The organism is Kitasatospora sp. NPDC088134, from assembly GCF_044741705.1.
In the GTDB taxonomy this organism is placed as follows: domain Bacteria; phylum Actinomycetota; class Actinomycetes; order Streptomycetales; family Streptomycetaceae; genus Kitasatospora.
This window is the reverse complement of the sequence record NZ_JBIUTD010000001.1, coordinates 189280-208484: the sequence shown is the minus strand read 5'-3', so window position 1 is coordinate 208484 and position 19205 is coordinate 189280. Positions and strand designations below refer to the sequence as shown.

The following is a 19205-nucleotide window of genomic DNA, read 5'->3' as shown; positions in this document are numbered from 1 at the left end:
GTGGCGCGGTCCGGGGGACGCGGCGGGGCCGAGGCCGGGCCGAGGGTGGGGGCATGAAGAAGCAACTGCTCGCGGTGGCAATGGTGTTGGTCGCAGTGGCCGGTGGCACGCTCGGGGCCGGGGTCGGACTGGTGGCGGCCGGGGCGCTGGTGCCCCGGCTCGGGGTGATGCTGGTCGGGGCGGCGGCCGGGCTCGCCGCCGGGTGCGGGCTGCCCGGACGGTGGGCCCGGCGGATCGGGGGCTGGCCCCGCCGGACACCCCTCGGGATCGGCGTGCTGCTGGCCGCCGTGCTGGCCGCCGCCGTCCTGCCGCCGGGGGAGCGGATCGCCCCCGGCACCGCCGCCGACCTGTGGGACCTGCCCACCGGCTCCCGCCTCGCCCACCACCTGACCCCCGCCCGGGGCGCGGCCCGGGCCACCCCCGTGATCCGGCTGCACGGCGGCCCCGGCACCCCCGGCGAGACCGCCGACGGGCTCGACGACGCCCTCGCCGCGGCCGGCTGGCCCGTCCACGGCTACGACCAACTGGGCTCCGGCGACTCGCCGCGCCCCGCCGACCTGGCCGGCTACACCGTCCAGCGGCAGGTCGACGACCTGGAGGCCGTCCGGCAGCGGATCGGTGCCGACCGGGTGGTGCTGATCGGCGCCTCCTGGGGCGGCACCCTCGCCGCCGAGTACCTCGCCGCCCACCCCGAGCACGTCGCCGCCGTCGTGTTCACCTCGCCCGGCGCGCTCTGGACCCCCGAGTACACCGAGCAGCAGGCCGGCCAGCTCTGGGACCGGCTCACCCCCGGGCAGCGCGACCGGATCTCCCGGATCGGCGGCACCGGCCCGCGCGTCCCGCTCTGGACCCTGCTGACGGCCCTCGACCCCGCCCAGGCACACGCCCTGGTGCCCGACGCCGAGGCCGACGCCCTGTTCGCCCGCCTGCTCGCCGCCGCCGGCCCCGCCGCCACCTGCGACCCCGGCCGCACCGCCGAACTCCCGGTCAAGGCACCCGGGTTCTACGCCAACCGGCTGATCACCGCCGACCTGGCCACCCGCCCCGACCCGCGCCCCCGGCTGCGCATCCTGCACGTCCCCGCCCTGGTGCTGCGCGGCGAGTGCGACTACAAGCACTGGGAGGTCACCCGCGAGTACCGCGACACCCTGCCCGGCGCGCAGCTGCTCTACGTCCCCGGCGCGGGCCACGCCATCGCCGTCGACCGGCCCGCCGAGTACCGCGCCGCCGTGCTCGCCTTCCTCACCGGCGCCCCGCTGCCCACCGCCCCCTACATCGGCGCCGAGGACCCGGCGAAGCACTGACCCCGCGCCCCCGGAGCACCGACCACGCCCCCCGGAGCGCCCCTGTTTGTCCGCGGCCCGCCGGGCGGAGCATGCTGGAAGGACGAGCCCGGCTCCGAGGAGTGCGTCATGGAGATCAGGGGACCGAACGGGGTGGTCGCGGGCGTCGACGGATCGCCGTCCGCCGCCGAGGCCGCCGAGTGGGCGGCCCGCGAGGCCGAGCGGCGCGGCACCGGGCTCCACTTGGTGCACGCCGTCAACACCGGCACCGTCACGCTCTCGCCGCGCACCGGCATCGCCGTCACCGACCTGATCCTGCGCGAGGCCGCCGAACTGCTGGACGCCGTCCGCTCCACCCTGGAAGCCGCCCACCCCGCGCTGCGGATCACCGCCGACGTGGTGCCCGGCGACGCCGCCGAGGCCGTGCTGGCCGCCGCCGAGCACGCCGCGCTGGCCGTCCTCGGCACCCGGGGCCACGGCGGTTTCGCCGCCCTGCTGCTCGGCTCGGTCAGCCTCCGGGTCGCCGCCCACGCCGACTGCCCCGTGGTGGTGGTCCGCGGCGCCGACCACCCCGAGGGCCCGGTCCTGGTCGCCGTCCACGACGAGCGGGACGCCGCCGCGCTGCGCTTCGCCTGCGAGAGCGCCGCCCGCCGGGGGCTGCCGGTGCGGGCCCTGCACACCTGGTCGCCGGTGGTCGCCGACGTCGGACGGATGGCCCCCGTGGTCGACGAGCTCGGCGAGGAGGCCGAACTGCACGAGCGGCTGCTGCGACGGACCTGCGACCCCGTCCGGGAGGACTACCCGGACGTCGCGCTGGAGGCCCACCAGCTGACCGGCTCCACCGCCGCGACGGTGGTCGAGGAGTCCCGCACCGCCGCTCTGGTGGTGCTCTCCCGGCACGAGCCCGCCCCGCGCTTCGGCCTGCGGCTGACCACCCCCGTGCACGCCGTCCTGCACCACGCGCACTGCCCGGTGGCGGTCGTCCCGGTCTGAGTGGCCTTGCGGGGGAGCCGAGTTGGCGTTCCGCCGGGGCGGGGCGCTCGGTTTTCGGTGGTACGGGGTTGCGAGGGGCGGGAGTTGTGGCCGTGCTGGACTGAACGGCCTTGTGGGGAAGCGGAGTTGGTGGCTGGCCGGGGCGGGTTGCCCGGTCTTCGGCGGTGTGGGCCGGCGAGGGGCGGGAGTTGTGGTCGTCCTGGCCCGAACGGCTCTGCGGGGAAACTGGGTTGGCGGACCGTCGGGAAGCGGGGGTCAGCTTCCGGCGGTGGAGGCGGTGAGGGACGGGAGCGGCGCGGCCAGCCGGTGCAGGGCGGTCGCGGCCAGCTCGGCGGCGCTCGCGGGCGGGGCCTCGCCGGCCGCCCAGGTCTCGACCGCGACCCGCATCGCGGTGTTGGCAGTGGCCGCCAGCAGCCGGGCGTCCAGGCCCTCCGGGTCGAGGCCGCCCAGCCGGGCCAGCACGGGACGCAGCGCCGCCTCCGCCTCGTGGTGGATGCGGTGCCAGACGTCGCGCAGCGCCGGGTCGGCCGGCATCGCGCGCAGCAACCCGCGGGTCCAGGCCAGTGACTCGGCGGGGGTGCCGGGCGCCGGGTCGAGCGCGGCCCGGGCCGCCGCCACCAGTGCGGGCAGCGGCGCGCTGCCGGGCCCGGCCGCCGCGAGCAGCGCGATCCACTGCCGGGAGCCCTCCGCGAGCAGCGGGGCGACGGCGTCCTCCTTGGTGCGGAAGTAGCGGTAGAAGGTGCGCAGCGAGACGCCCGCGGTGCGCGCGATGTCCTCGGCGGTGGTGCCCTCCGCGCCGCGCTCGGCGAACAGGCGGGCCGCGGTGAGCGCGATCTCCTGCTGGGTGGCGGCCTTGCGCCGCTCGGTCAGCGAGAGCGCGGGGCCGGGGGCGGAGCCACGACCGGAGTCGGGACCGGGGACGGAGCCGGCATCGGGGCCGGGGCCGAAGTCGGGTGCGGTCGGGTGTGCGGCCATGGTCGGTTCCCCCGGAGGTGCGGCGCGGGCGCGGAAGATCTCCAGCGTAGCCGGAACGTCACCGCATGCGAATGTGGCACAACGTGCCATCGAGGCGTACCGTGCCTTTTGAGAGGTCGAACCGACCCGCACCGCACCCCAGGGAGACCCCCATGCACCGCTTCGAAGGCCGCCGCGTCCTGATCACCGGCGCCGGCTCCGGCATCGGCCGGGCCACCGTCCACCGCGTCCTGGCCGAGGGCGGCACGGTGGTCGCCGCCGACGTGGTCGAGGCCGGACTGGCCGGCACCCGCGCCCAGGCCGAGGCCGACGGCACCGCCGACCGCCTGCTGACCCGGCTGGTCGACGTCTCCGACGAGGCGTCCGTCCGGGCCGGGGTGGGCGGCGCGATCGCCGAACTCGGCGGCCTGGACGCGGTGGTCAACGCCGCCGGCATCCTGCGCTCCGCGCATACCGAGCGGACCACGCTGGAGTTCTGGAACCGGATGCTCGCGGTCAACCTGACCGGCACCTTCCTGGTCACCCGCGAGGCGCTGCCCGCGCTGCTCGCCACCGGCCGCGGCGTGGTGGTCAACTTCTCCTCCACCTCGGCCTCCTTCGCCCACCCCTACATGGCCGCCTACGCCGCGACCAAGGGCGGCGTCCAGTCCTTCACCCACGCCGTCGCCGCCGAGTACGCCAAGCAGGGCCTGCGCGCCGTCTGCGTCGCCCCCGGCTCGATCGCCTCCGGGATGACCGCCGACCCGGGCCTGCCCGCCGACGCCGACCTGTCCTGGTTCGCCAAGCTCCAGCCCGCCCTCGGCCAGGGCTTCGCCGGCCCCGAGACGGTGGCCGGGGTGATCGCCATGCTGGCCTCCGACGACGGCGCCTTCGTCACCGGCACCGAGATCCGGATCGACGGCGGCACCCACGCCTGACGCACCCACGCCTGACGCGTCCGGGGACCGGAGCGGCCGGGCCCGGAGCCGTCGGGCCCGGCGCGGGCGTCCTCCGGGCGGCGTGCATACTGGACCGCACGTTCGTCACGGCCGCGCCGAGCCCGAGGCACCCGACTCCACCCGGCTCGCGGACGCGCCGCGAGTGGGAGACACGGGGATCACGGGCCATGGGGCTGACCAGCACCGCGCTGCTGCTGTTCACGATCGAGATCGCGGTCGGCGTGCTCGCCGCCACCGTCTTCTGGTGGCCCGCGCTCGCCGCCCGGAACTGGCGGGCCGTCCTCGCCCGGATCGGCCTGCTGCTCGGCGGCCAGCTCGCACTGCTCGCCGTGGTCGGCCTGCTGGCGAACAACTACTTCTCGTTCTACAGCAGTTGGGACGACCTGCTGGGCTCCGGCAAGGACGCCCCGGTCAGCGTCCGGGCCGCCGTCACCCCCAGCACCGCCCCCGGCGCGAGCACCGCGCCCACCCCGGGTACCACCGCCGAGCCGGAGTCCGGGGCCGAGCCCGACCCGGCGAACCTGCCGCTGCTGCCCGCCGAGGAGACCGGCAAGGAGCCGGTGAACACCGGTCTCGGCCGCGACCCCGGCAAGGTCGGCGAGATCCGCGCGGTCCGGATTCCGGGCGCCCGCACCGGCCTGAGCACCGACGGCTACGTCTACCTGCCCCCGCAGTACTTCCAGCCCGGCAACGAGCAGCGGAAGTTCCCCGCGATCATCGCCATGACCGGCTTCCCCGGCGACGCCAAGGCGCTGATCACCCGCTTCAACTACCCGGGCGTCGCCCTGGACGAGATCCGGGCCGGGCGGATGCAGCCCACCGTCCTGGTCCTGATGCGGCCCTCGCCCGCGATGCCCGCCGACCCCGAGTGCGAGAACGTGCCCGGCGGCCCGCAGGCCGAGACCTACTTCGCCAAGGACGCCCCGCGCGCCCTCGCCGCCACCTACCGCCTCGCCACCGGCCCCGGCGCCTGGGGCGTCATGGGCAACTCCACCGGCGGCTACTGCGCGGCCAAGCTCGCCATGCGGCACCCCGAGGTCTTCGCGGGCGGCGTCTCCATCTCCGGCTACCTCAAGGCCGCCGAGGACGTCACCACCGGGGACCTGTTCAAGGGCAGCCAGCAGCGCCGCGACGAGGCCGACCTGCTGTGGCGCCTCCAGCACCTCCCGATGCCGAACACCGCCGTGATGCTCAGCGGTGCCGAGAAGGGCGACGGCGACTTCCGCAAGGACGCCGACGCCTTCACCGCCGCCGCCAGGCCCCCGCTCACCACCGCCGTCGCCTCCGTCCCGGAGGGCGGCCACAACTACACCACCTGGATCCGCCTGCTCCCGGCCGGCTTCCAGTTCCTCTCCGCCCACCTCAAGCCCTGAGAACGGGGCCGGGGCCCGGGGGAGGGGATGCCCTGGCGGGGCCGGGGACGCGCTGCCGCGTATGCCCCCGCCTCGCGCGGTCCGGGGCGGGGATGCCCTGGCGGGTCCAGGACGCGGAGGAGAAGACGCCTTGGCGGCCGGACAGTTGGAAAAGAGGGGAGTCCCTGAACGGGCCCCGGGACGGTGAGGAGGAGAGGTCCTGACGGGCCCGGGGGAGGGGAGACCCCCTGGCGGGCCCGGGGCGGAGGTGCGGGGAGGTTCCGCCGAATGAGGGCGGGGTGGCCGAGGGGCCCGGGCGGGGGCTGGCGGGTCGTCAGGCCGGGGTGAGGGTGCCGGTGTGGAGTTCGCCGACGCGGCCGGTCTCGCCCTCCCAGGTCCAGAAGACCCGGACGGTGAGGGCGTTGAGGTCCATGACGTGGCTGACGGTGATGCCGCTGCGCTCCGTCCAGGAGACGAACCAGATGCCGGGGGCGATCGGCGCGGTGTGCAGCGGGACGTCCTCGTACTGGCCGGCGGACTCGCCGAGGCCCTCCCAGCGCAGCCGGGTGCCGTCCGCGGAGTAGGAGTTGCGGAAGGCGGCGCCGTTGTCGACCTCGAAGAGGTAGGTGCGGCCGGCGAAGCCCGGCAGGGGGGCGGCGGTCATGGTGTGGGCGGTCCTTCGGACGGTCGGCGCGGTGGACGGGCGGCGGCCCGGTGCGGCCGCCGCCCGTCCAACCTATCCGACCGGGCCCCGGCTCAGCAGCCGAAGTTCACGCGGCGGAAGGACGCGTAGTGGTCGGCCGTGTAGTAGTCCTCGTGGTAGACCGTGCCGGTGATGATCCGGCGGGCGCCGCGGGTCGGGCTGCCCGGGGTGATGACGGTGTACTCGTGGTAGTAGCCGGTGCTCCGGGCCGGGAGGATGCCCTCGCGGTTCTGGAAGACGACGCCGTCCTGCGAGTACGGGAACGGGCCGCCCGCGTCGATCAGGCGGATGGTGTCGCGGCCCTGGCTGGGCAGCGCGGTGTAGCAGATGCTGCCGCTGACGGCGGCGTGGGCCTCGGTGGTGGCCGCGGCGACCGGGGCGAGGGTCAGCAGGCCGAGGGCGGCGACCGAGGCGGCCCGGATCTTCAACGCGCGTAGAGTCATTCGCATGTCAGCAGTGTGGCGCTGCCCGGGGTCCGGCGGAACCCTTGGCGCGAACACTTCATTTCGAGGTAACTCCGGGGAAAACCCGGCGACTTGTGGCGTACCGCCACCGGCGGCGGCCGCACCCTGTGGGCCTGGCACATGGGCGGCGGGCAGCGGCGCCCCTACCGTGACCTGACCCGTCGTCACCCCGTCACCAGGGCAAGGAGGACCGCGTGCGCCACCCGCTGAGGTCCCTGTTCACCGCACTGCTGGCCGGCGCGCTGCTCGCGCTCGGCCCCGTCCCCGTCCGGGCCGCGACCGCCGCCACCGCCCCCGCGTACCTGACCCGGGAGGCGGTGTTCACCGCGCCCGGCAACGGCTGGGCGCAGGTCGAGCGCTACCTGGACGGCACGCCGGGATTCACCCAGGAGCAGTACCCGGACGACGGGCGCGGCGACCAGGACGGCGCCCGCGTCACCTGGTTCGGCGGGGTCGGGCGCCCGTTCTCCGGCCGGTTCCTGCTGTACAGCGCGGCGGGTTGGGACACTGCCGCCGGGACGCCCGTGCTGCTGGTGCACGGGGCCAACGACAACGCCGACCGGGCCTGGGCGAACCCGGGGGAGAGCGGCAGCTGCGGGGCGTCGAGCTGCCCGGGCACCGGCATGGCGCAGGCGCTGGCGGCGGCCGGGCACCGGGTGTTCGCGGTCGGGTTCGCGCACCAGCAGGGCGACGACCTGATGCAGGCCCAGGCCGTCGGCGACGCGCTCGCGCTGATCCGGGCCAGGACCGGCGCGCCCCAGGTGGACCTGGTCGCCTGGAGCAAGGGCGAGGTCGCGGCCCGCGCCTACGTCTCCTCGGTGAAGCCGTCCTGGGGCCGGGCCTACGCGGGCGACGTCCGCCGGCTGGTCACCCTGGGCGGGCCGAACGGCGGCCTGGACTACGTCTACGCGCACGGCTGGGCGTTCTCGCTGGCCACCTGGCCGGCCTGCGGCGGCACCGCCAACGCGCCCTCCCCGCACCTGTACATGACCTGCTACGGCACGTACACCGCGCAGCCCTGCCTGGGCGTGCTGCCCAGCGGCGGCCGCGACTGCTTCCCCGGCCAGCGGCAGCTGCTGGCCCGCTGGGACGGCACGTACGGGGTGGACAGCGGCATGCAGGACTGGTGGACCACGTACTACGGCGGCCAGGGCTACTACACCTCCGGCCAGGGCATCCAGGCCGCGATCGACGCCGGTTCGCTGATCGCCCCGCTGAAGCGGGCGGGCGTCCCGGCGTCCGTGCGGGCGTACCTGCTGGCGGGCGGTTCGGCGGACGTCCCCGGCATCCTGAACGAGAACCGGGGCCCGAGCGACGGGCTGGTGTTCACCGCCAGCGCGCTCGACACCGCCGGGTACGGGACGGTCGGCGGCACCGCGCTGCTGAGTGGTCTGAACCACATGGAGCTGGCCTGGGACCCGGCGGCGATCGGGCAGGTCCGCACCTGGCTGGGGTGACCGCCCGGGGGAGCGTCCGGGCGAACGCCCAGGTGAGCGGGGTCACATGAGGGTCTGTGAGGCTGCTCTCAGCGGGCCGGGGACTCTTGGAGACAAAGCGACAATCCGCCTAGCCTGCAGAGGCCGTCCGGCTCTGGGCGGCCCCGCCGTCGGGACGCCGAATCCTGCCCGGCCGACGGCGCGGTTCCCACAGCACACCACGGGCGGGAGCGGGGGACCCACGGCAGTACGCCGTGCCTTCCCCCGCGCCTGCCCGGGCCCGCCCGGCGACAGCGGTGAGCGGCGCGGCTCGGGGTGAAGCCGCGCCCGCGCCCGACCGGGCGCGGTCCCGCGCGGCCGGGCGACCTCGGCGCCCGAACCCGACAGCTCACCTCGCAGGCGTCGCGGAGGACCCCACCCCATGCGACGACCCCTTGCCACCCCTGCCCGCCACGCCGCCCGCCGGACCGCCCCCGTCCGGCTCGGCGTGCTGGCCGGCGCGGCCGCGCTGATCGGCGTACCGCTCGCCACCACCCCCGCCGGTGCGGCCACCGCCCCCACCGTCACCCAGGACCGGCTCACCCCGGCGGGCATGACCGCGGGCACCGCGGGCACCGCCTCGGTGACCCTGCACGCCGCCCGCTGCTTCACCGCGAAGACCGTCGGCGTCGGCGTCCGGGACGCCTCCGGCGCGAACCTGGACTTCCCCGGCAGCGCGAGCAACGTCCGGATCTGCCCCGGCGGCACCACCGTCACCACCGGCGGGCAGCAGCTCCCGGCCGGCAGCTACACCCAGTTCGGCTTCTGGCAGGACACCGCGGGCGGCTGGCACAACCTGCCCGCGCGCACCCTGACCGTCGCCGCCGCGCCCGCCCCGACCGTGCCCGCCGGCCCCGTCCAGGGCAAGAAGCTGACCTGGTCCGACGAGTTCGACGGCCCGATCGCCTGGGGCACCAAGTGGACGGGCGACCGGTCCAGCTCCTACCGCTACGGCACCCACAACCCGGACGACAACAAGCTGGACTGGCTGGCGCAGTCCGCCGTCACCGTCGCCGGCGGCTCGGCGGTCTTCACCGCCACCCCGTCCGCGCACACCCTGGAGAGCGGCAAGCAGGCCTGGGACACCGGCATGCTGACCACCGAGTACAGCCAGGAGGGCTTCCAGGTCCGCACCGGCGACTACCTGGAGGCCCGGGTGAAGCTCCCCACCGGGGACGGGGCCTGGCCCGCGCTGTGGACCTGGAAGGACGGCAACAACGAGATCGACTCCTTCGAGTACCACCCCGACAACCCGAACCTGCTGGAACTCTCCAACCGGATCCGGTCCAGCCTGAAGTACCACACCGACGCGGCCGCGATCGGCCCCGACCGCTGGGTCACCGTCGGCACGTACTACGGCGCCGACAGCGTCGACTGGTACGTCGACGGGGCGAAGGTGTTCTCCGACGGCAACGGCGTCGGCGCGAACTGGTCGGCCTACCCGATCCTCAACCTGTCGGTCGGCGCCGGGCAGTACCACCCGACGGTGAGCGGCAGCGCGCCGATCGGCTTCAGCGCCGACTGGATCCGGGTCTACCGCTGACGCTCCGTCAGGAGACCAGCAGGGTGAACGGCGTCAGGTCGTTCGCCGGTCCGTGGTCGTCCGCGCCCACCACCCGCACCTGCCCCGCGGCCGTCAGCCCGTGCGGCAGGTGCGGGTCCGCCCGGACCGGGACCAGGGCCGTCGCCGAGCGCAGCGGGGGCAGCCCCGCCGGGAAGGTGCAGCCGACCCGCCGGCCGGCCGCGGACGCGGTGCAGGAGGCCGGGAAGTACGGGCCCTCGGCGGTGAACCCGGCGGGCAGCTCCACCAGCACCGTGAACGGCGAGGCCGTCCGCTCCGGCCCGCCGTTGGCGACGAACGCGTGCACCGTGGTCGTCCCGCCCGGCTCGACCGGGTCCGGGTCCAGCCGGACCACCAGGAGGTCCGAGTCCGAGACGGCGGGAGCCGTGGCCGGCCCGGCCAGCGCGAGCACGGGGGCGAGGAGCAGCGGAACGAGAGGGTGCACGGGAACGCTCCAGCGGACGGCGGTCTGACGTTCACTCAGCGTAGCTGCGCGCCGGGGGAATCCACCGCGCAGCACGCCCGCCGGGCAGGCCGCCCGCAGTCGGGCGGCGGTCCGGTCCGGGGCCGGGCGGGTGAGCCGGTCCGCAGTCGGAGCTGTGGTTCGTGTCCGCAACGGATCTCCGCGAAGGCCTCACAGGTCGTCCATGCCGCAGGTGATCGTGTTCTGCCAAGCTCGGAGATCCCCAGAACTGCGAAAGCTCCGAGTTCCGATGACAGCTACGAGTTACTGCGTGCCGTGCCGGCGCCACCTCAACGGCGCGTTCTCCTGCCCCGGCTGCGGCGCCCCGGCCGGTGTCGGCCCCGCCCCGGAGGCCGCCCCGGCCCCCGCCACCGCCGTGCTGCCCGCCGTCGTCGCGGACCGGCCCCGCCGGGACCGCGCCGGCTCCCGGCGCCGGGCCGGGTCGCCGGGCCGCCGGGTCGCGGTGCTCACCGCCGCCGGGCTCGTCCTCGGCGGGGCCGGCGTGGTCGCCGCCACCGTCGACGGCGGAGCGGGTTCCCCGCCGCCCGCCCCCATCGGCAGTCCCGACCGGCAGGCGTCGTCGTCGGCCCCCGCGAGCGCCCCGCCGTCGGGCGGCCCGACGCCGTCCGCGACCACCGCCAAGCCGTCCCACAGCCCGGGGGCGAAGCCGTCCGCTGCCGCACCCGCCACCGCCGCGCCGTCGACCGCCGCCCCGGTCACGGCCCCCGCGACCACGCCCGCACCGAGCACCCCGGCCCCCACCGCCTCCGGCGGCCGGCCCGGCCCGCAGCCCTCCGCGTCCCCGACCTGCACCCCGGTCCTGTTCTGGTGCCGGTGACCCGACACGATCAGGCGGCCCTGACCCGGGACGTTTCCGAGGAGCGCGTGCGGGGGCGGGTCAGACTGTGCCGAGGTCGATCTCGACCGCGAACGGAGCGGCCGTCCTGATGGTGCCCGTGAACACGTCCGTGTCGCGGTAGGACCGGCTCGCGGGGTCGAGGACGTAGGTGTGGACGACGGGGACGCCGTTGGCGGTCTGCTCGATCCGCCAGTAGAAGGCGATGCCGGCCCGGGCGTACTGATCCACCTTCACGATGCGGTCGGTGGTCTCCGAGCCGGGTGACACGACCTCGACGACCAGGAGGACGTGCTCCGGTCGGGTGGGCGTGATGTCGATGGTGTCGGCCCGGTAGACCACGACATCGGGCCGCCGGTTGGTGAGCGGCACGTCCTGCAACCGGACGTCGAAGTCCGTGTCGGCGTTCCAGTCCGGACCGGCGGCCGCGTCCAGCGCGTTCGCCAGGATCCGGGCCAGGCGGTTGTGCCGCTTGGACGCGCTCGGGCTCACGACGACCATCCCGTCCACGATCTCGATGCCCGCGCACTGCTCCTCGGACCAGGAGTCGTACTCGTCCGCGGTGATCTGGTGGTGCATCCACTCGGGCGCGACCATCTCGGCGGTCATCGGCGTACCTCCTCAGGAGTCGACGGGCTCCGTGCTGCTGGGCCCAGCGTACTGTTCAGCGGTTCCGGTCAGAGGACTTCGCCGAGGCGGGCCGCGACGGACTGGAGGAGGGGGACCAGGGCGCTGGTGCCGGACTGGGCCTCCAGGGCCTGGATGCGGGCCTCGGGGCCGGAGACGGAGAGGGCGGTGGGGGTGGGGGCGCCGGGGACGGCGACGGCGAGGCAGCGGACGCCGATCTCCTGCTCCTGGTCGTCGACCACGTAGCCGCGCTCGCGGGCCGCGGCGAGTTGGGCGAGCAGTTCGGCGGGGTCGGTGACGGTGTGCGGGGTGTGGGCCTGGAGCGGGCCGGGGCCGAGCAGGGCGCGGGCCTCGTCCTCGGGGAGCTGGGCGAGCAGCGCCTTGCCGACGCCGGTGCAGTGCGGCTGGACCCGGCGGCCGACCTCGGTGAACATCCGCATCGAGCGCCGGGACTGGACCTGGCCGACGTACACCGCCTCGCCGCCCTCCAGGACGGCGAGGTTGGCGGTCTCGCCGGTCGCCTCCATCAGTTCGGCCAGGTGCGGGCGGGCCCAGGAGCCGAGCAGCCGGCCGGCGGTCTCGCCGAGGCGGATCAGGCGCGGGCCGAGGGTGTAGCGGCGCGCGGTGTCCTGCCGGACGTAGCCCTGGGCGACCAGGGTGCGGACCAGGCGGTGGATGGTCGGCATCGGCAGGCCGGAGGTGGCGGAGAGCTCGCTGAGGGTGGCGACGCCGCCGGAGTCGGCGAGTGCCTCCAGGAGCTGGAAGGCGCGCTCGACGGACTGCACCGAGCCGGTGGGGCGTTCGGTGGGCGTGCTGGCCACGGGCGTTCCCTTTGCTGTGGGTGGGGAGTAGAGTCCACGCGATCGATCAACAAACCGTTGAAATTCTGTATCGCGGAAACTAGTCTCCACTGTACAGAACGGAACTGCCGAGGAGAGTCCTGCCCATGGCCGCAGATCAGGGTTCGTCCCCCGTTGTCCCCGGCGTGGTGATCGCGGGCCCGCCGGTGGCGCGCGCCGAGGAGGTGCTGCCCCCGGCGGCGGTCGCCTTCGTCGCGGGCCTGCACCGGGCGTTCGAGGCCCGGCGGCAGGAACTGCTGGCCGCCCGCCGGGTGCGCCGCGCCGAGATCGCCCGGACCGGGACGCTGGACTTCCTGCCGCAGACCGCCGACGTCCGCGCCGCCGACTGGAAGGTCGCCCCCGCCCCGCGCGCCCTGACCGACCGCCGGGTGGAGATCACCGGCCCCACCGACCGCAAGATGGTGGTCAACGCGCTGAACTCCGGCGCGAAGGTCTGGCTCGCCGACTTCGAGGACGCCTCCGCCCCCACCTGGGAGAACGTGCTGGCCGGGCAGGTCAACCTGATCGACGCCTTCGAGGGCCGGATCGACTTCACCGACGCCCGGGGCAAGGCGTACGCCCTCAGGCCCGCCGCCGAACTGGCGACCGTCGTGGTCCGCCCGCGCGGCTGGCACCTGGACGAGCGCCACCTGACGGTGGACGGCACGCCGGTCGCGGGCGCCTTCGTCGACTTCGGCCTGTACTTCTTCCACAACGCCGCCCGGCTGCTCGCCAAGGGCGAGCAGGACCCCAACTCCGGCCCGTACTTCTACCTCCCGAAGACCGAGAGCCACCTGGAGGCCAGGCTCTGGAACGAGGTCTTCACCCACGCGCAGGCCGAGTTGGGCATCCCGCACGGCACGATCCGCGCCACCGTGCTGATCGAGACCATCACCGCCGCCTTCGAGATGGACGAGATCCTGTACGAACTGCGCGAGCATGCCGCCGGGTTGAACGCCGGCCGGTGGGACTACCTGTTCTCGATCGTGAAGAACTTCCGGGACGCCGGCGAGCACTACGTCCTGCCCGACCGCAACACCGTCACCATGGCCTCCCCGTTCATGGCCGCCTACACCCGCCTGCTGGTGCGCACCTGCCACCGGCGCGGCGCGCACGCCATCGGCGGGATGGCCGCGTTCATCCCCTCCCGCACGGACCCGGAGGTGAACGCCGCCGCCCTGGTCAAGGTCCGGGCCGACAAGGAGCGCGAGGCCGGCGGCGGCTTCGACGGCTCCTGGGTCGCCCACCCCGACCTGGTGCCGGTCGCCCGGGAGTGCTTCGACGCGGTGCTCGGCGACCGCCCGCACCAGAAGGAGCACCCCGGCGGGCCCGAACCCGTCACCCCCGCCCAGCTGCTGGACGTCGCCGGCGCGGGCGGCAACTGCACCCGCGCCGGGCTGCACAACGCCGTCCAGGTCGGACTGCGCTACATCGAGGCCTGGCTGCGCGGGCTCGGCGCGGCCGCCATCTTCCACATGATGGAGGACGCCGCGACCGCCGAGATCTCCCGCTCGCAGGTCTGGCAGTGGGTCCACAACGGCGTGGTCCTCGCCGACACCGGGGAGAAGACCACCGCGGAACTGGTCCGCCGCCTGGTCGCCGAGGAACTCGCCGCGCTGCGGGCCGAGTTCGGCGAGCAGGCGTACGCCGCCGGACGCTGGACCGAGGCCGCCGCCCTCTTCGAACAGGTCGCCCTGGCCGAGGAGTTCCCGGACTTCCTCACCCTCCCCGCGCTCGCCCTGCTCGACTGACACCCCGCCGGCCCGCCGCCCCGGCCCCGCGCCGGGGCGGCCCCACCCCGCCAAGGAGCACCATGGCGCGCATCTTCTTCAACGGCCAGGCGATGACCGGCGGCCCGTTCCACGCCAAGGTCCACGGCCACCTGATCGGCCCGGCCTCCACCGCCCCCGGCCACCGCTTCTTCTCGATCCGCGACGAGTGCCCCGGCCTGCTCGTCGACCCGTCCGTCGACACCGCGATCGAGGGCGAACTCTACGAACTCCCGCTCGCCCACCTGCGGGACGCCGTCCTCCCCGGCGAACCCCGCGAACTCGAACTCGGCGTCATCGAACTGGCCGACGGCACCGCCGCGCTCTCGATGCTGCTCGCCCGTGGCCAGCTGGAGCGCGGCGTGCACCGGGAGATCACCGTGTACGGCGGCTGGCGCGCCTACCTCGCCACCCTCGGCCGCGAAGCCTGAGGAGCACACCCGCTGCGGTGGCGGGACGGGCGGCGGGGAAAGCGGCGGGAAAACCGGGTGCGGGCCCGGGCGGGAGATCGCTAGGGTCGTCCACGTCCGGGTGCGCAGGCAGGGGTTACTTCCACTGTTAATGGGCGGGTCGCGGGTTCGAGTCCCGTCATCGGCTTTCCGAGCCGGTGTAGCTCAGTCGGTAGAGCAGCCAATGTCGCCTCCGCCGCCTCCGATCTCCGGACACCCAACTTCACACCACTGCCACCTCCCGGTGCGCAGGCGCCGGTTACTTCCTCCAACGAAACCACCGGCGCCGCTTTCGATCTCGGGAGGCACCGCGCCGGGGCGTCCGGTGCGCAGGCGGGGGTTACTTCTGATTTCGGCAGTCCCGGGTTCGAGTCCCGGACGGCGGCGTGCGCCGCCGGTAGCTCAGTGGGTAGAGCGCCGGGAAAAGCACCCCCCACCGCGGCCGGCCCACCGGGCCGGCCCGACCTCGGACGCCCCGGTTCGGCCTGCCTCGCCGCAGGAGAGGAGTCCGCCATGGCCCGCTTCAACCACCGCCGTCCCAGCAGCGGCCCGACCTCGCCCGTCGCCACCACCGGGCGCACCGTCGCCAACCACCACGGCGCCCCCGGCTTCCTGCGCGACCGGAAGTCCGAACTCTTCCTGCTCGCCGTCGCCAACCTGGTCGGCCAGGACACCTTCTACGAGCGCGGCGGCGCCCGCGACGACCGGTACACCGCGCTGGTGCGCGAACTCGCCGTCGCCGACCCCGAGTGGACGCTCGGCCTGCTGCGCTGGCTGCGCGACGGCGCCGCGATGCGCACCGCCTCGCTGGTCGGCGCCGCCGAGTTCACCCGCGCCCGGCTCGACGCCGGCCTGCCCGGCCACTCCCGGCAGGCGGTCGACGCCGTCCTGCAGCGCCCCGACGAGCCCGGCGAACTGCTCGCCTACTGGACGTCCCGCTACGGCCGCGCGCTGCCCAAGCCGGTCAAGCGCGGCGTCGCCGACGCCGCCGCCCGGCTCTACGGGAGCCGCGCCCTGCTCAAGTACGACACCGCCGGGAAGGGCTTCCGGTTCGGCGACGTGCTGGAACTCACCCACCCCTCGCCGCACCGCGACAAGCCGTGGCAGGGCGAGCTGTTCCGGTACGCGCTCGACCGGCGGCACCGCCCCGACGAGGCCGTCCCGCCGTCCGGCGACGCCGTGCTGACGGCCCACCGGGAACTGCTGGCGCTGCCCGTCGAACAGCGCCGCGCCGCCGTCACCGGCCCCGGCGGGGCCGAGCGGCTGGCCGCCGCGGGCCTGACCTGGGAGGCGCTGGCCGGCTGGCTGCAGGGCCCGCTGGACGCCGAGGTCTGGACGGCCGTCATCCCCGCGATGGGCCCGATGGCGCTGGTGCGCAACCTGCGCAACTTCGACCGGGCCGGGGTGTCCGACCAGGTCGCCGAACGGGTCGCCCGGCGGATCTCCGACCCCGAGGAGGTCCGGCGCTCGCGCCAGTTCCCGTTCCGCTACCTGGCCGCGTACCGGCACGCGCCCTCGCTGCGCTGGGGGCACGCGCTGGAGACGGCGCTGCGCCACTCGCTGGCCAACGTCCCCGTGCTGCCCGGCCGCACCCTGGTCCTGGTCGACCGCTCCGGCTCGATGTTCGACCGGCCGAGCGAGCAGACCCAGCTCAACCGGGCCGACACCGCGGCCGTGTTCGGCACCGCGCTCGCCCTCCGGGCCGCCGACGCCGACCTGGTCGAGTTCGGCACCGGCAGCCGGCCGGTCCGGCTGCAGCGGGCCGAGTCGGTGCTCAAGGTGGTCGACCGGTTCGGCGACCTCGGCGGCACCAACACCGCCGCGGCGGTGCGCGGCCACTACCGCGGCCACGACCGGGTGGTGATCGTCACCGACGAGCAGGCGTACGGCGACTTCCGGCACGACCCGCTGGAGGCCGTCCCGGCGCACGTCCCGGTCTACACCTGGAACCTGGCCGGCTACCGGACCGGGCACGCCCCGTCCGGCGGCGCCCGCCGGCACACCTTCGGCGGCCTCACCGACGCCGCGTTCCGGCTGATCCCGCTGCTGGAGGCCGGGCGGAACGCCGCCTGGCCGTGGGAGGGGCAGGAGAACTGACGGAGTGTCAACTCCCACCCTCGACAAGCGCGTTGCCGAGGGCGGAGCGGGCGTAGAGCACCGAGCGGCCGCTGCGGGTCCGGGTCAGCAGGCCCGCGGCGGCCAGCGCGGACAGGTGGCGGCTGACCGCGCCCGGCGTGACGTCCAGCCGGTGCGCCAGCGCCGTCGTCGAGGCCGGCTGGTCGAGCAGCACCAGCAGCCGGGCCCGCGGCGGGCCGATCAACTCGGCCAGCGCGTCCGGCACCCGCAGCGGCGGCCGCTCGCCCAGCAGCGCCTGCCCGCGGGCCGGATAGCTGATCGCGGGCGGCCCGTCCGGGCTGATCACGGTGTGCGCCCGGCCGCCGCACAGGGCCGGGATCAGCACCAGCCCGCGCCCCGCCACCCGGGTGCACCGCCCGCCCAGCGCGCGCACCCGCGGATCGGGGTCGTCCAGCCGCAACACGCCGTCCCGCCACGACAGTTCGGGCGCCAGGTCGGCGAACAGGCCCTCCGCGCCGCGCTCCGCGAACATCCGCCCCCGGTGCGCCAGGTCGGCCTCCAGCACGGCCCGGGCCCGCGGCCACCACTGCGGCAGCAGGCAGCGCTCCCAGTAGGCGGCCAGCACCCGCGCGCAGCGGGCCGGCAACTCCGCCGGATCGTCCAGCAGTTCGGCCACCACCGGCGGCAGCGGCGCCCCGTCGCCCCGGTACGCGGCCAGGAAGTCCGCCGCCGCCACGGCCGGCGGCGTCGCCGCCAGCACCGCCAACTCGCTCTCGAAGGACGGCCGCCGCACCGCCGGACGCGGCGTCAGGAAGTCCGGCACCCACACCCGCGGCGTCACCAGGGCGTCCAGCAGCGCCGTGTCCAGCGCGCGGTAGCCGTCCGCCCAGGACTCCGTCCAGCGCCGGTAGTGCGGGTACGCCGCGGGCCGCCGGCGGGCCCGCAGCGTGAACACCGCCTCCTGCAAGGGCGAGTAGGTGATCCAGGTGGTGGCGAGGTCGTCCACGCCGAAGGAGAACTCGAACATTGACCCCCACGGTAAAAGAGTGCCCGGGCGTTGGGAACCCTGGTGTCCTGACCGCCATGACCGCCACCGTCGCGCCCGCCGGGCGCCGCTCCCCGCTGCCCGCCGACCCCGTCCTGCGCCGGCTCGCCGTACTGACCGCCGTCAACACCGTTGGCAACGGCCTCTACTACTCCGTCAGCGCGCTCTACTTCACCCGGCAAGTTGGGCTCAGCGCCGCCCAGTTGGCGACCGGCATGGCGTTCGCCGGGGTCGCCGGGATGCTCGCGGGCGTTCCGTTCGGGCGGCTCGCCGACCGGGTCGGCCACCGCCGCCTGCTGTACGTCCTCGGACCGCTCCAGGGCCTCGCCGTGCTCGCCTACACCGTGGTGCACGGCTTCGCCGCGTTCGCGGTGGCCATCGTGGTCGCCACCGTGCTGGAGCGCGGCGCCGTCGTGGTGCGCAGCGCGCTGATCGCCCACCTGCTGCCCGCCGAGGACCAGGTGAAGTCCCGGGCCCTGCTGCGCTCGGTGATGAACGCCGGACTGGTGATCGGCAGCACGGGCGCGATCTTCGCCCTCCAGGAGGACAGCCACTGGGCGTACGCCCTGGTGCTGGCCCTGGACGCGGTCAGCTTCGCCGCCACCTCGCTGCTGCTGCGCGGCCTCCCCGACGCCGCTCTCCCCGACGCCGGGGCGCCCGCCGGCCCCCGGGACCGCCGGGCCCGGCCGCGCACCGCACTCGCCGACCGGCGCTACCTGCTGGTGGCGTTCCTGCACGCCGTGCTGGAGCTGCAGTTCGCCATGCTGGAGATCGGCATCCCGCTGTGGATCGCCGTCCACACCGGCGCGCCGCGCGCCCTGGTCGCGGTGGTCGGCATCGTCAACTGCCTGACGGTGGTGCTGTTCCAGGTCCGGGCCGGGCGGGGCGTCACCGACCTGCGCAGCGCCGCGCGGGCCTGTGCCCGGGGCGGCGTGCTGCTCGGCGCGGCCTGCCTGGTGTACGCGGCCGCCGCCGGGCACGGGGTGGTGCTCGCGGTGGCACTGGTGCTGGCGGGCGTGCTGCTGCACAGCCTGGCCGAACTGCTCACCTCGGCCGGCGGCTGGACGCTCAGCCTCGACCTGGCCGACCCGGCCGCGCACGGCGAGTACCAGGGCGTCTTCATGAGCGGCCAGGCCGGCTCGCACGTGATCGGCCCGCTGGTCGTCACCGCCACCGTCCTCACTCACGGCGTCGCGGGCTGGGCCGTCCTGGGCGCCCTGCTCGCCGCCGCGGGCCTGGCGATCCCGCTGGCCACCCGCGGCGCGACCGGGCCCCGCACCGCCACCGCCGCCGCATAGCGCGGAAGGGACGTGGTCGGCCCCGGACCCTTCGCCGTG

Annotated in this window: 18 protein-coding genes; 11 read left to right on the top strand and 7 right to left on the bottom strand. The window is 75.4% G+C overall.

Annotated features, from left to right (window positions below; translation table 11 throughout):
* The first annotated feature begins 53 nt into the window (after nucleotides 1–53).
* Both ACIOHG_RS00835 and ACIOHG_RS00830 read left to right on the top strand, forming a co-directional pair.
* The gene (locus tag ACIOHG_RS00835) at nucleotides 54–1304 is read left to right on the top strand and encodes an alpha/beta fold hydrolase (RefSeq protein WP_400943700.1); all 1251 of its coding nucleotides are present in this window, start codon (nucleotides 54–56) and stop codon (nucleotides 1302–1304) included.
* A gap of 108 nt (nucleotides 1305–1412) precedes the next feature.
* Nucleotides 1413–2276 carry a universal stress protein gene (locus ACIOHG_RS00830; RefSeq protein WP_400943697.1) on the top strand — a complete coding sequence of 288 codons (864 nt, stop codon included), beginning with the start codon at nucleotides 1413–1415 and terminating at the stop codon, nucleotides 2274–2276.
* Between the two features lie 255 nt (nucleotides 2277–2531).
* On the opposite strand, the gene ACIOHG_RS00825 is transcribed toward ACIOHG_RS00830, so the two are convergent.
* The gene (locus ACIOHG_RS00825) at nucleotides 2532–3251 is read right to left on the bottom strand and encodes a TetR/AcrR family transcriptional regulator (RefSeq protein ID WP_400943694.1); all 720 of its coding nucleotides are present in this window, start codon (nucleotides 3249–3251) and stop codon (nucleotides 2532–2534) included.
* 152 nt (nucleotides 3252–3403) lie between these two features.
* On the opposite strand from ACIOHG_RS00825, the gene ACIOHG_RS00820 reads away from it, so the two are divergent.
* Together ACIOHG_RS00820 and ACIOHG_RS00815 are read left to right on the top strand one after the other, a co-directional pair.
* A complete protein-coding gene (locus ACIOHG_RS00820; protein WP_400943691.1) occupies nucleotides 3404–4168 on the top strand; it encodes an SDR family NAD(P)-dependent oxidoreductase in 765 nt (254 codons plus the stop codon).
* Nucleotides 4169–4356: 188 nt separating this feature from the next.
* Nucleotides 4357–5562: an alpha/beta hydrolase gene (locus tag ACIOHG_RS00815; protein ID WP_400943688.1), complete on the top strand. Its 1206-nt coding sequence runs from the start codon at nucleotides 4357–4359 to the stop codon at nucleotides 5560–5562.
* A 313-nt stretch (nucleotides 5563–5875) separates the two neighbouring features.
* On the opposite strand, the gene ACIOHG_RS00810 is transcribed toward ACIOHG_RS00815, so the two are convergent.
* Nucleotides 5876–6205 carry a MoaF-related domain-containing protein gene (locus ACIOHG_RS00810; protein WP_400943685.1) on the bottom strand — a complete coding sequence of 110 codons (330 nt, stop codon included), beginning with the start codon at nucleotides 6203–6205 and terminating at the stop codon, nucleotides 5876–5878.
* A gap of 92 nt (nucleotides 6206–6297) precedes the next feature.
* Nucleotides 6298–6693, bottom strand: a complete 396-nt coding sequence (locus ACIOHG_RS00805; RefSeq protein ID WP_400943682.1) for a ribonuclease domain-containing protein — start codon at nucleotides 6691–6693, stop codon at nucleotides 6298–6300.
* Between the two features lie 209 nt (nucleotides 6694–6902).
* On the opposite strand from ACIOHG_RS00805, the gene ACIOHG_RS00800 reads away from it, so the two are divergent.
* Together ACIOHG_RS00800 and ACIOHG_RS00795 are read left to right on the top strand one after the other, a co-directional pair.
* Nucleotides 6903–8165 (top strand): esterase/lipase family protein, encoded by a 1263-nt coding sequence (locus ACIOHG_RS00800; protein WP_400943679.1) that lies wholly within the window; start codon nucleotides 6903–6905, stop codon nucleotides 8163–8165.
* Nucleotides 8166–8565: 400 nt separating this feature from the next.
* Nucleotides 8566–9726: a hypothetical protein gene (locus ACIOHG_RS00795; protein ID WP_400943676.1), complete on the top strand. Its 1161-nt coding sequence runs from the start codon at nucleotides 8566–8568 to the stop codon at nucleotides 9724–9726.
* A gap of 7 nt (nucleotides 9727–9733) precedes the next feature.
* Here the strand turns inward: ACIOHG_RS00795 and ACIOHG_RS00790 are convergent, their stop codons facing one another.
* Entirely contained in the window at nucleotides 9734–10189 is a 456-nt protein-coding gene (locus ACIOHG_RS00790; protein WP_400943674.1) for a hypothetical protein, read from the bottom strand.
* A gap of 268 nt (nucleotides 10190–10457) precedes the next feature.
* Here ACIOHG_RS00790 and ACIOHG_RS00785 point away from each other — a divergent pair, with 268 nt between their 5' ends.
* Nucleotides 10458–11045: a hypothetical protein gene (locus ACIOHG_RS00785; RefSeq protein WP_400943671.1), complete on the top strand. Its 588-nt coding sequence runs from the start codon at nucleotides 10458–10460 to the stop codon at nucleotides 11043–11045.
* 60 nt (nucleotides 11046–11105) lie between these two features.
* Here the strand turns inward: ACIOHG_RS00785 and ACIOHG_RS00780 are convergent, their stop codons facing one another.
* A complete protein-coding gene (locus ACIOHG_RS00780) occupies nucleotides 11106–11672 on the bottom strand; it encodes a Uma2 family endonuclease (protein WP_400943668.1) in 567 nt (188 codons plus the stop codon).
* 68 nt (nucleotides 11673–11740) lie between these two features.
* Entirely contained in the window at nucleotides 11741–12511 is a 771-nt protein-coding gene (locus ACIOHG_RS00775; RefSeq protein ID WP_400943665.1) for an IclR family transcriptional regulator, read from the bottom strand.
* 125 nt (nucleotides 12512–12636) lie between these two features.
* Here ACIOHG_RS00775 and aceB point away from each other — a divergent pair, with 125 nt between their 5' ends.
* The 3 genes from aceB (at nucleotide 12637) to ACIOHG_RS00760 (ending at nucleotide 16844) form a co-directional block, all read left to right on the top strand.
* On the top strand, nucleotides 12637–14280 hold the full coding sequence (gene aceB / locus ACIOHG_RS00770; protein ID WP_400943662.1) for a malate synthase A: 1644 nt from the start codon (nucleotides 12637–12639) through the stop codon (nucleotides 14278–14280).
* Nucleotides 14281–14342: 62 nt separating this feature from the next.
* The gene (locus tag ACIOHG_RS00765; RefSeq protein WP_400943659.1) at nucleotides 14343–14729 is read left to right on the top strand and encodes a gamma-glutamylcyclotransferase; all 387 of its coding nucleotides are present in this window, start codon (nucleotides 14343–14345) and stop codon (nucleotides 14727–14729) included.
* 531 nt (nucleotides 14730–15260) lie between these two features.
* Nucleotides 15261–16844 (top strand): TROVE domain-containing protein, encoded by a 1584-nt coding sequence (locus tag ACIOHG_RS00760; RefSeq protein WP_400943656.1) that lies wholly within the window; start codon nucleotides 15261–15263, stop codon nucleotides 16842–16844.
* Nucleotides 16845–16851: 7 nt separating this feature from the next.
* Here the strand turns inward: ACIOHG_RS00760 and ACIOHG_RS00755 are convergent, their stop codons facing one another.
* Nucleotides 16852–17850, bottom strand: coding sequence for a helix-turn-helix domain-containing protein (locus ACIOHG_RS00755; protein WP_400943654.1), 999 nt, complete (start codon nucleotides 17848–17850; stop codon nucleotides 16852–16854).
* A 56-nt stretch (nucleotides 17851–17906) separates the two neighbouring features.
* On the opposite strand from ACIOHG_RS00755, the gene ACIOHG_RS00750 reads away from it, so the two are divergent.
* Nucleotides 17907–19166 (top strand): MFS transporter, encoded by a 1260-nt coding sequence (locus tag ACIOHG_RS00750; RefSeq protein WP_400943651.1) that lies wholly within the window; start codon nucleotides 17907–17909, stop codon nucleotides 19164–19166.
* Nucleotides 19167–19205 lie beyond the last annotated feature (39 nt).

Bases quoted from the DNA above. Each gene is read 5' to 3' on its own strand.
- ACIOHG_RS00835 (WP_400943700.1), top strand. From the start codon at position 54: ATGAAGAAGCAACTGCTCGCGGTGGCAATGGTGTTGGTCGCAGTGGCC.
- ACIOHG_RS00830 (WP_400943697.1), top strand. From the start codon at position 1,413: ATGGAGATCAGGGGACCGAACGGGGTGGTCGCGGGCGTCGACGGATCG.
- ACIOHG_RS00825 (WP_400943694.1), bottom strand. From the start codon at position 3,251: ATGGCCGCACACCCGACCGCACCCGACTTCGGCCCCGGCCCCGATGCC.
- ACIOHG_RS00820 (WP_400943691.1), top strand. From the start codon at position 3,404: ATGCACCGCTTCGAAGGCCGCCGCGTCCTGATCACCGGCGCCGGCTCC.
- ACIOHG_RS00815 (WP_400943688.1), top strand. From the start codon at position 4,357: ATGGGGCTGACCAGCACCGCGCTGCTGCTGTTCACGATCGAGATCGCG.
- ACIOHG_RS00810 (WP_400943685.1), bottom strand. From the start codon at position 6,205: ATGACCGCCGCCCCCCTGCCGGGCTTCGCCGGCCGCACCTACCTCTTC.
- ACIOHG_RS00805 (WP_400943682.1), bottom strand. From the start codon at position 6,693: ATGCGAATGACTCTACGCGCGTTGAAGATCCGGGCCGCCTCGGTCGCC.
- ACIOHG_RS00795 (WP_400943676.1), top strand. From the start codon at position 8,566: ATGCGACGACCCCTTGCCACCCCTGCCCGCCACGCCGCCCGCCGGACC.
- ACIOHG_RS00785 (WP_400943671.1), top strand. From the start codon at position 10,458: ATGACAGCTACGAGTTACTGCGTGCCGTGCCGGCGCCACCTCAACGGC.
- ACIOHG_RS00780 (WP_400943668.1), bottom strand. From the start codon at position 11,672: ATGACCGCCGAGATGGTCGCGCCCGAGTGGATGCACCACCAGATCACC.
- aceB (WP_400943662.1), top strand. From the start codon at position 12,637: ATGGCCGCAGATCAGGGTTCGTCCCCCGTTGTCCCCGGCGTGGTGATC.
- ACIOHG_RS00765 (WP_400943659.1), top strand. From the start codon at position 14,343: ATGGCGCGCATCTTCTTCAACGGCCAGGCGATGACCGGCGGCCCGTTC.
- ACIOHG_RS00760 (WP_400943656.1), top strand. From the start codon at position 15,261: ATGGCCCGCTTCAACCACCGCCGTCCCAGCAGCGGCCCGACCTCGCCC.
- ACIOHG_RS00755 (WP_400943654.1), bottom strand. From the start codon at position 17,850: ATGTTCGAGTTCTCCTTCGGCGTGGACGACCTCGCCACCACCTGGATC.
- ACIOHG_RS00750 (WP_400943651.1), top strand. From the start codon at position 17,907: ATGACCGCCACCGTCGCGCCCGCCGGGCGCCGCTCCCCGCTGCCCGCC.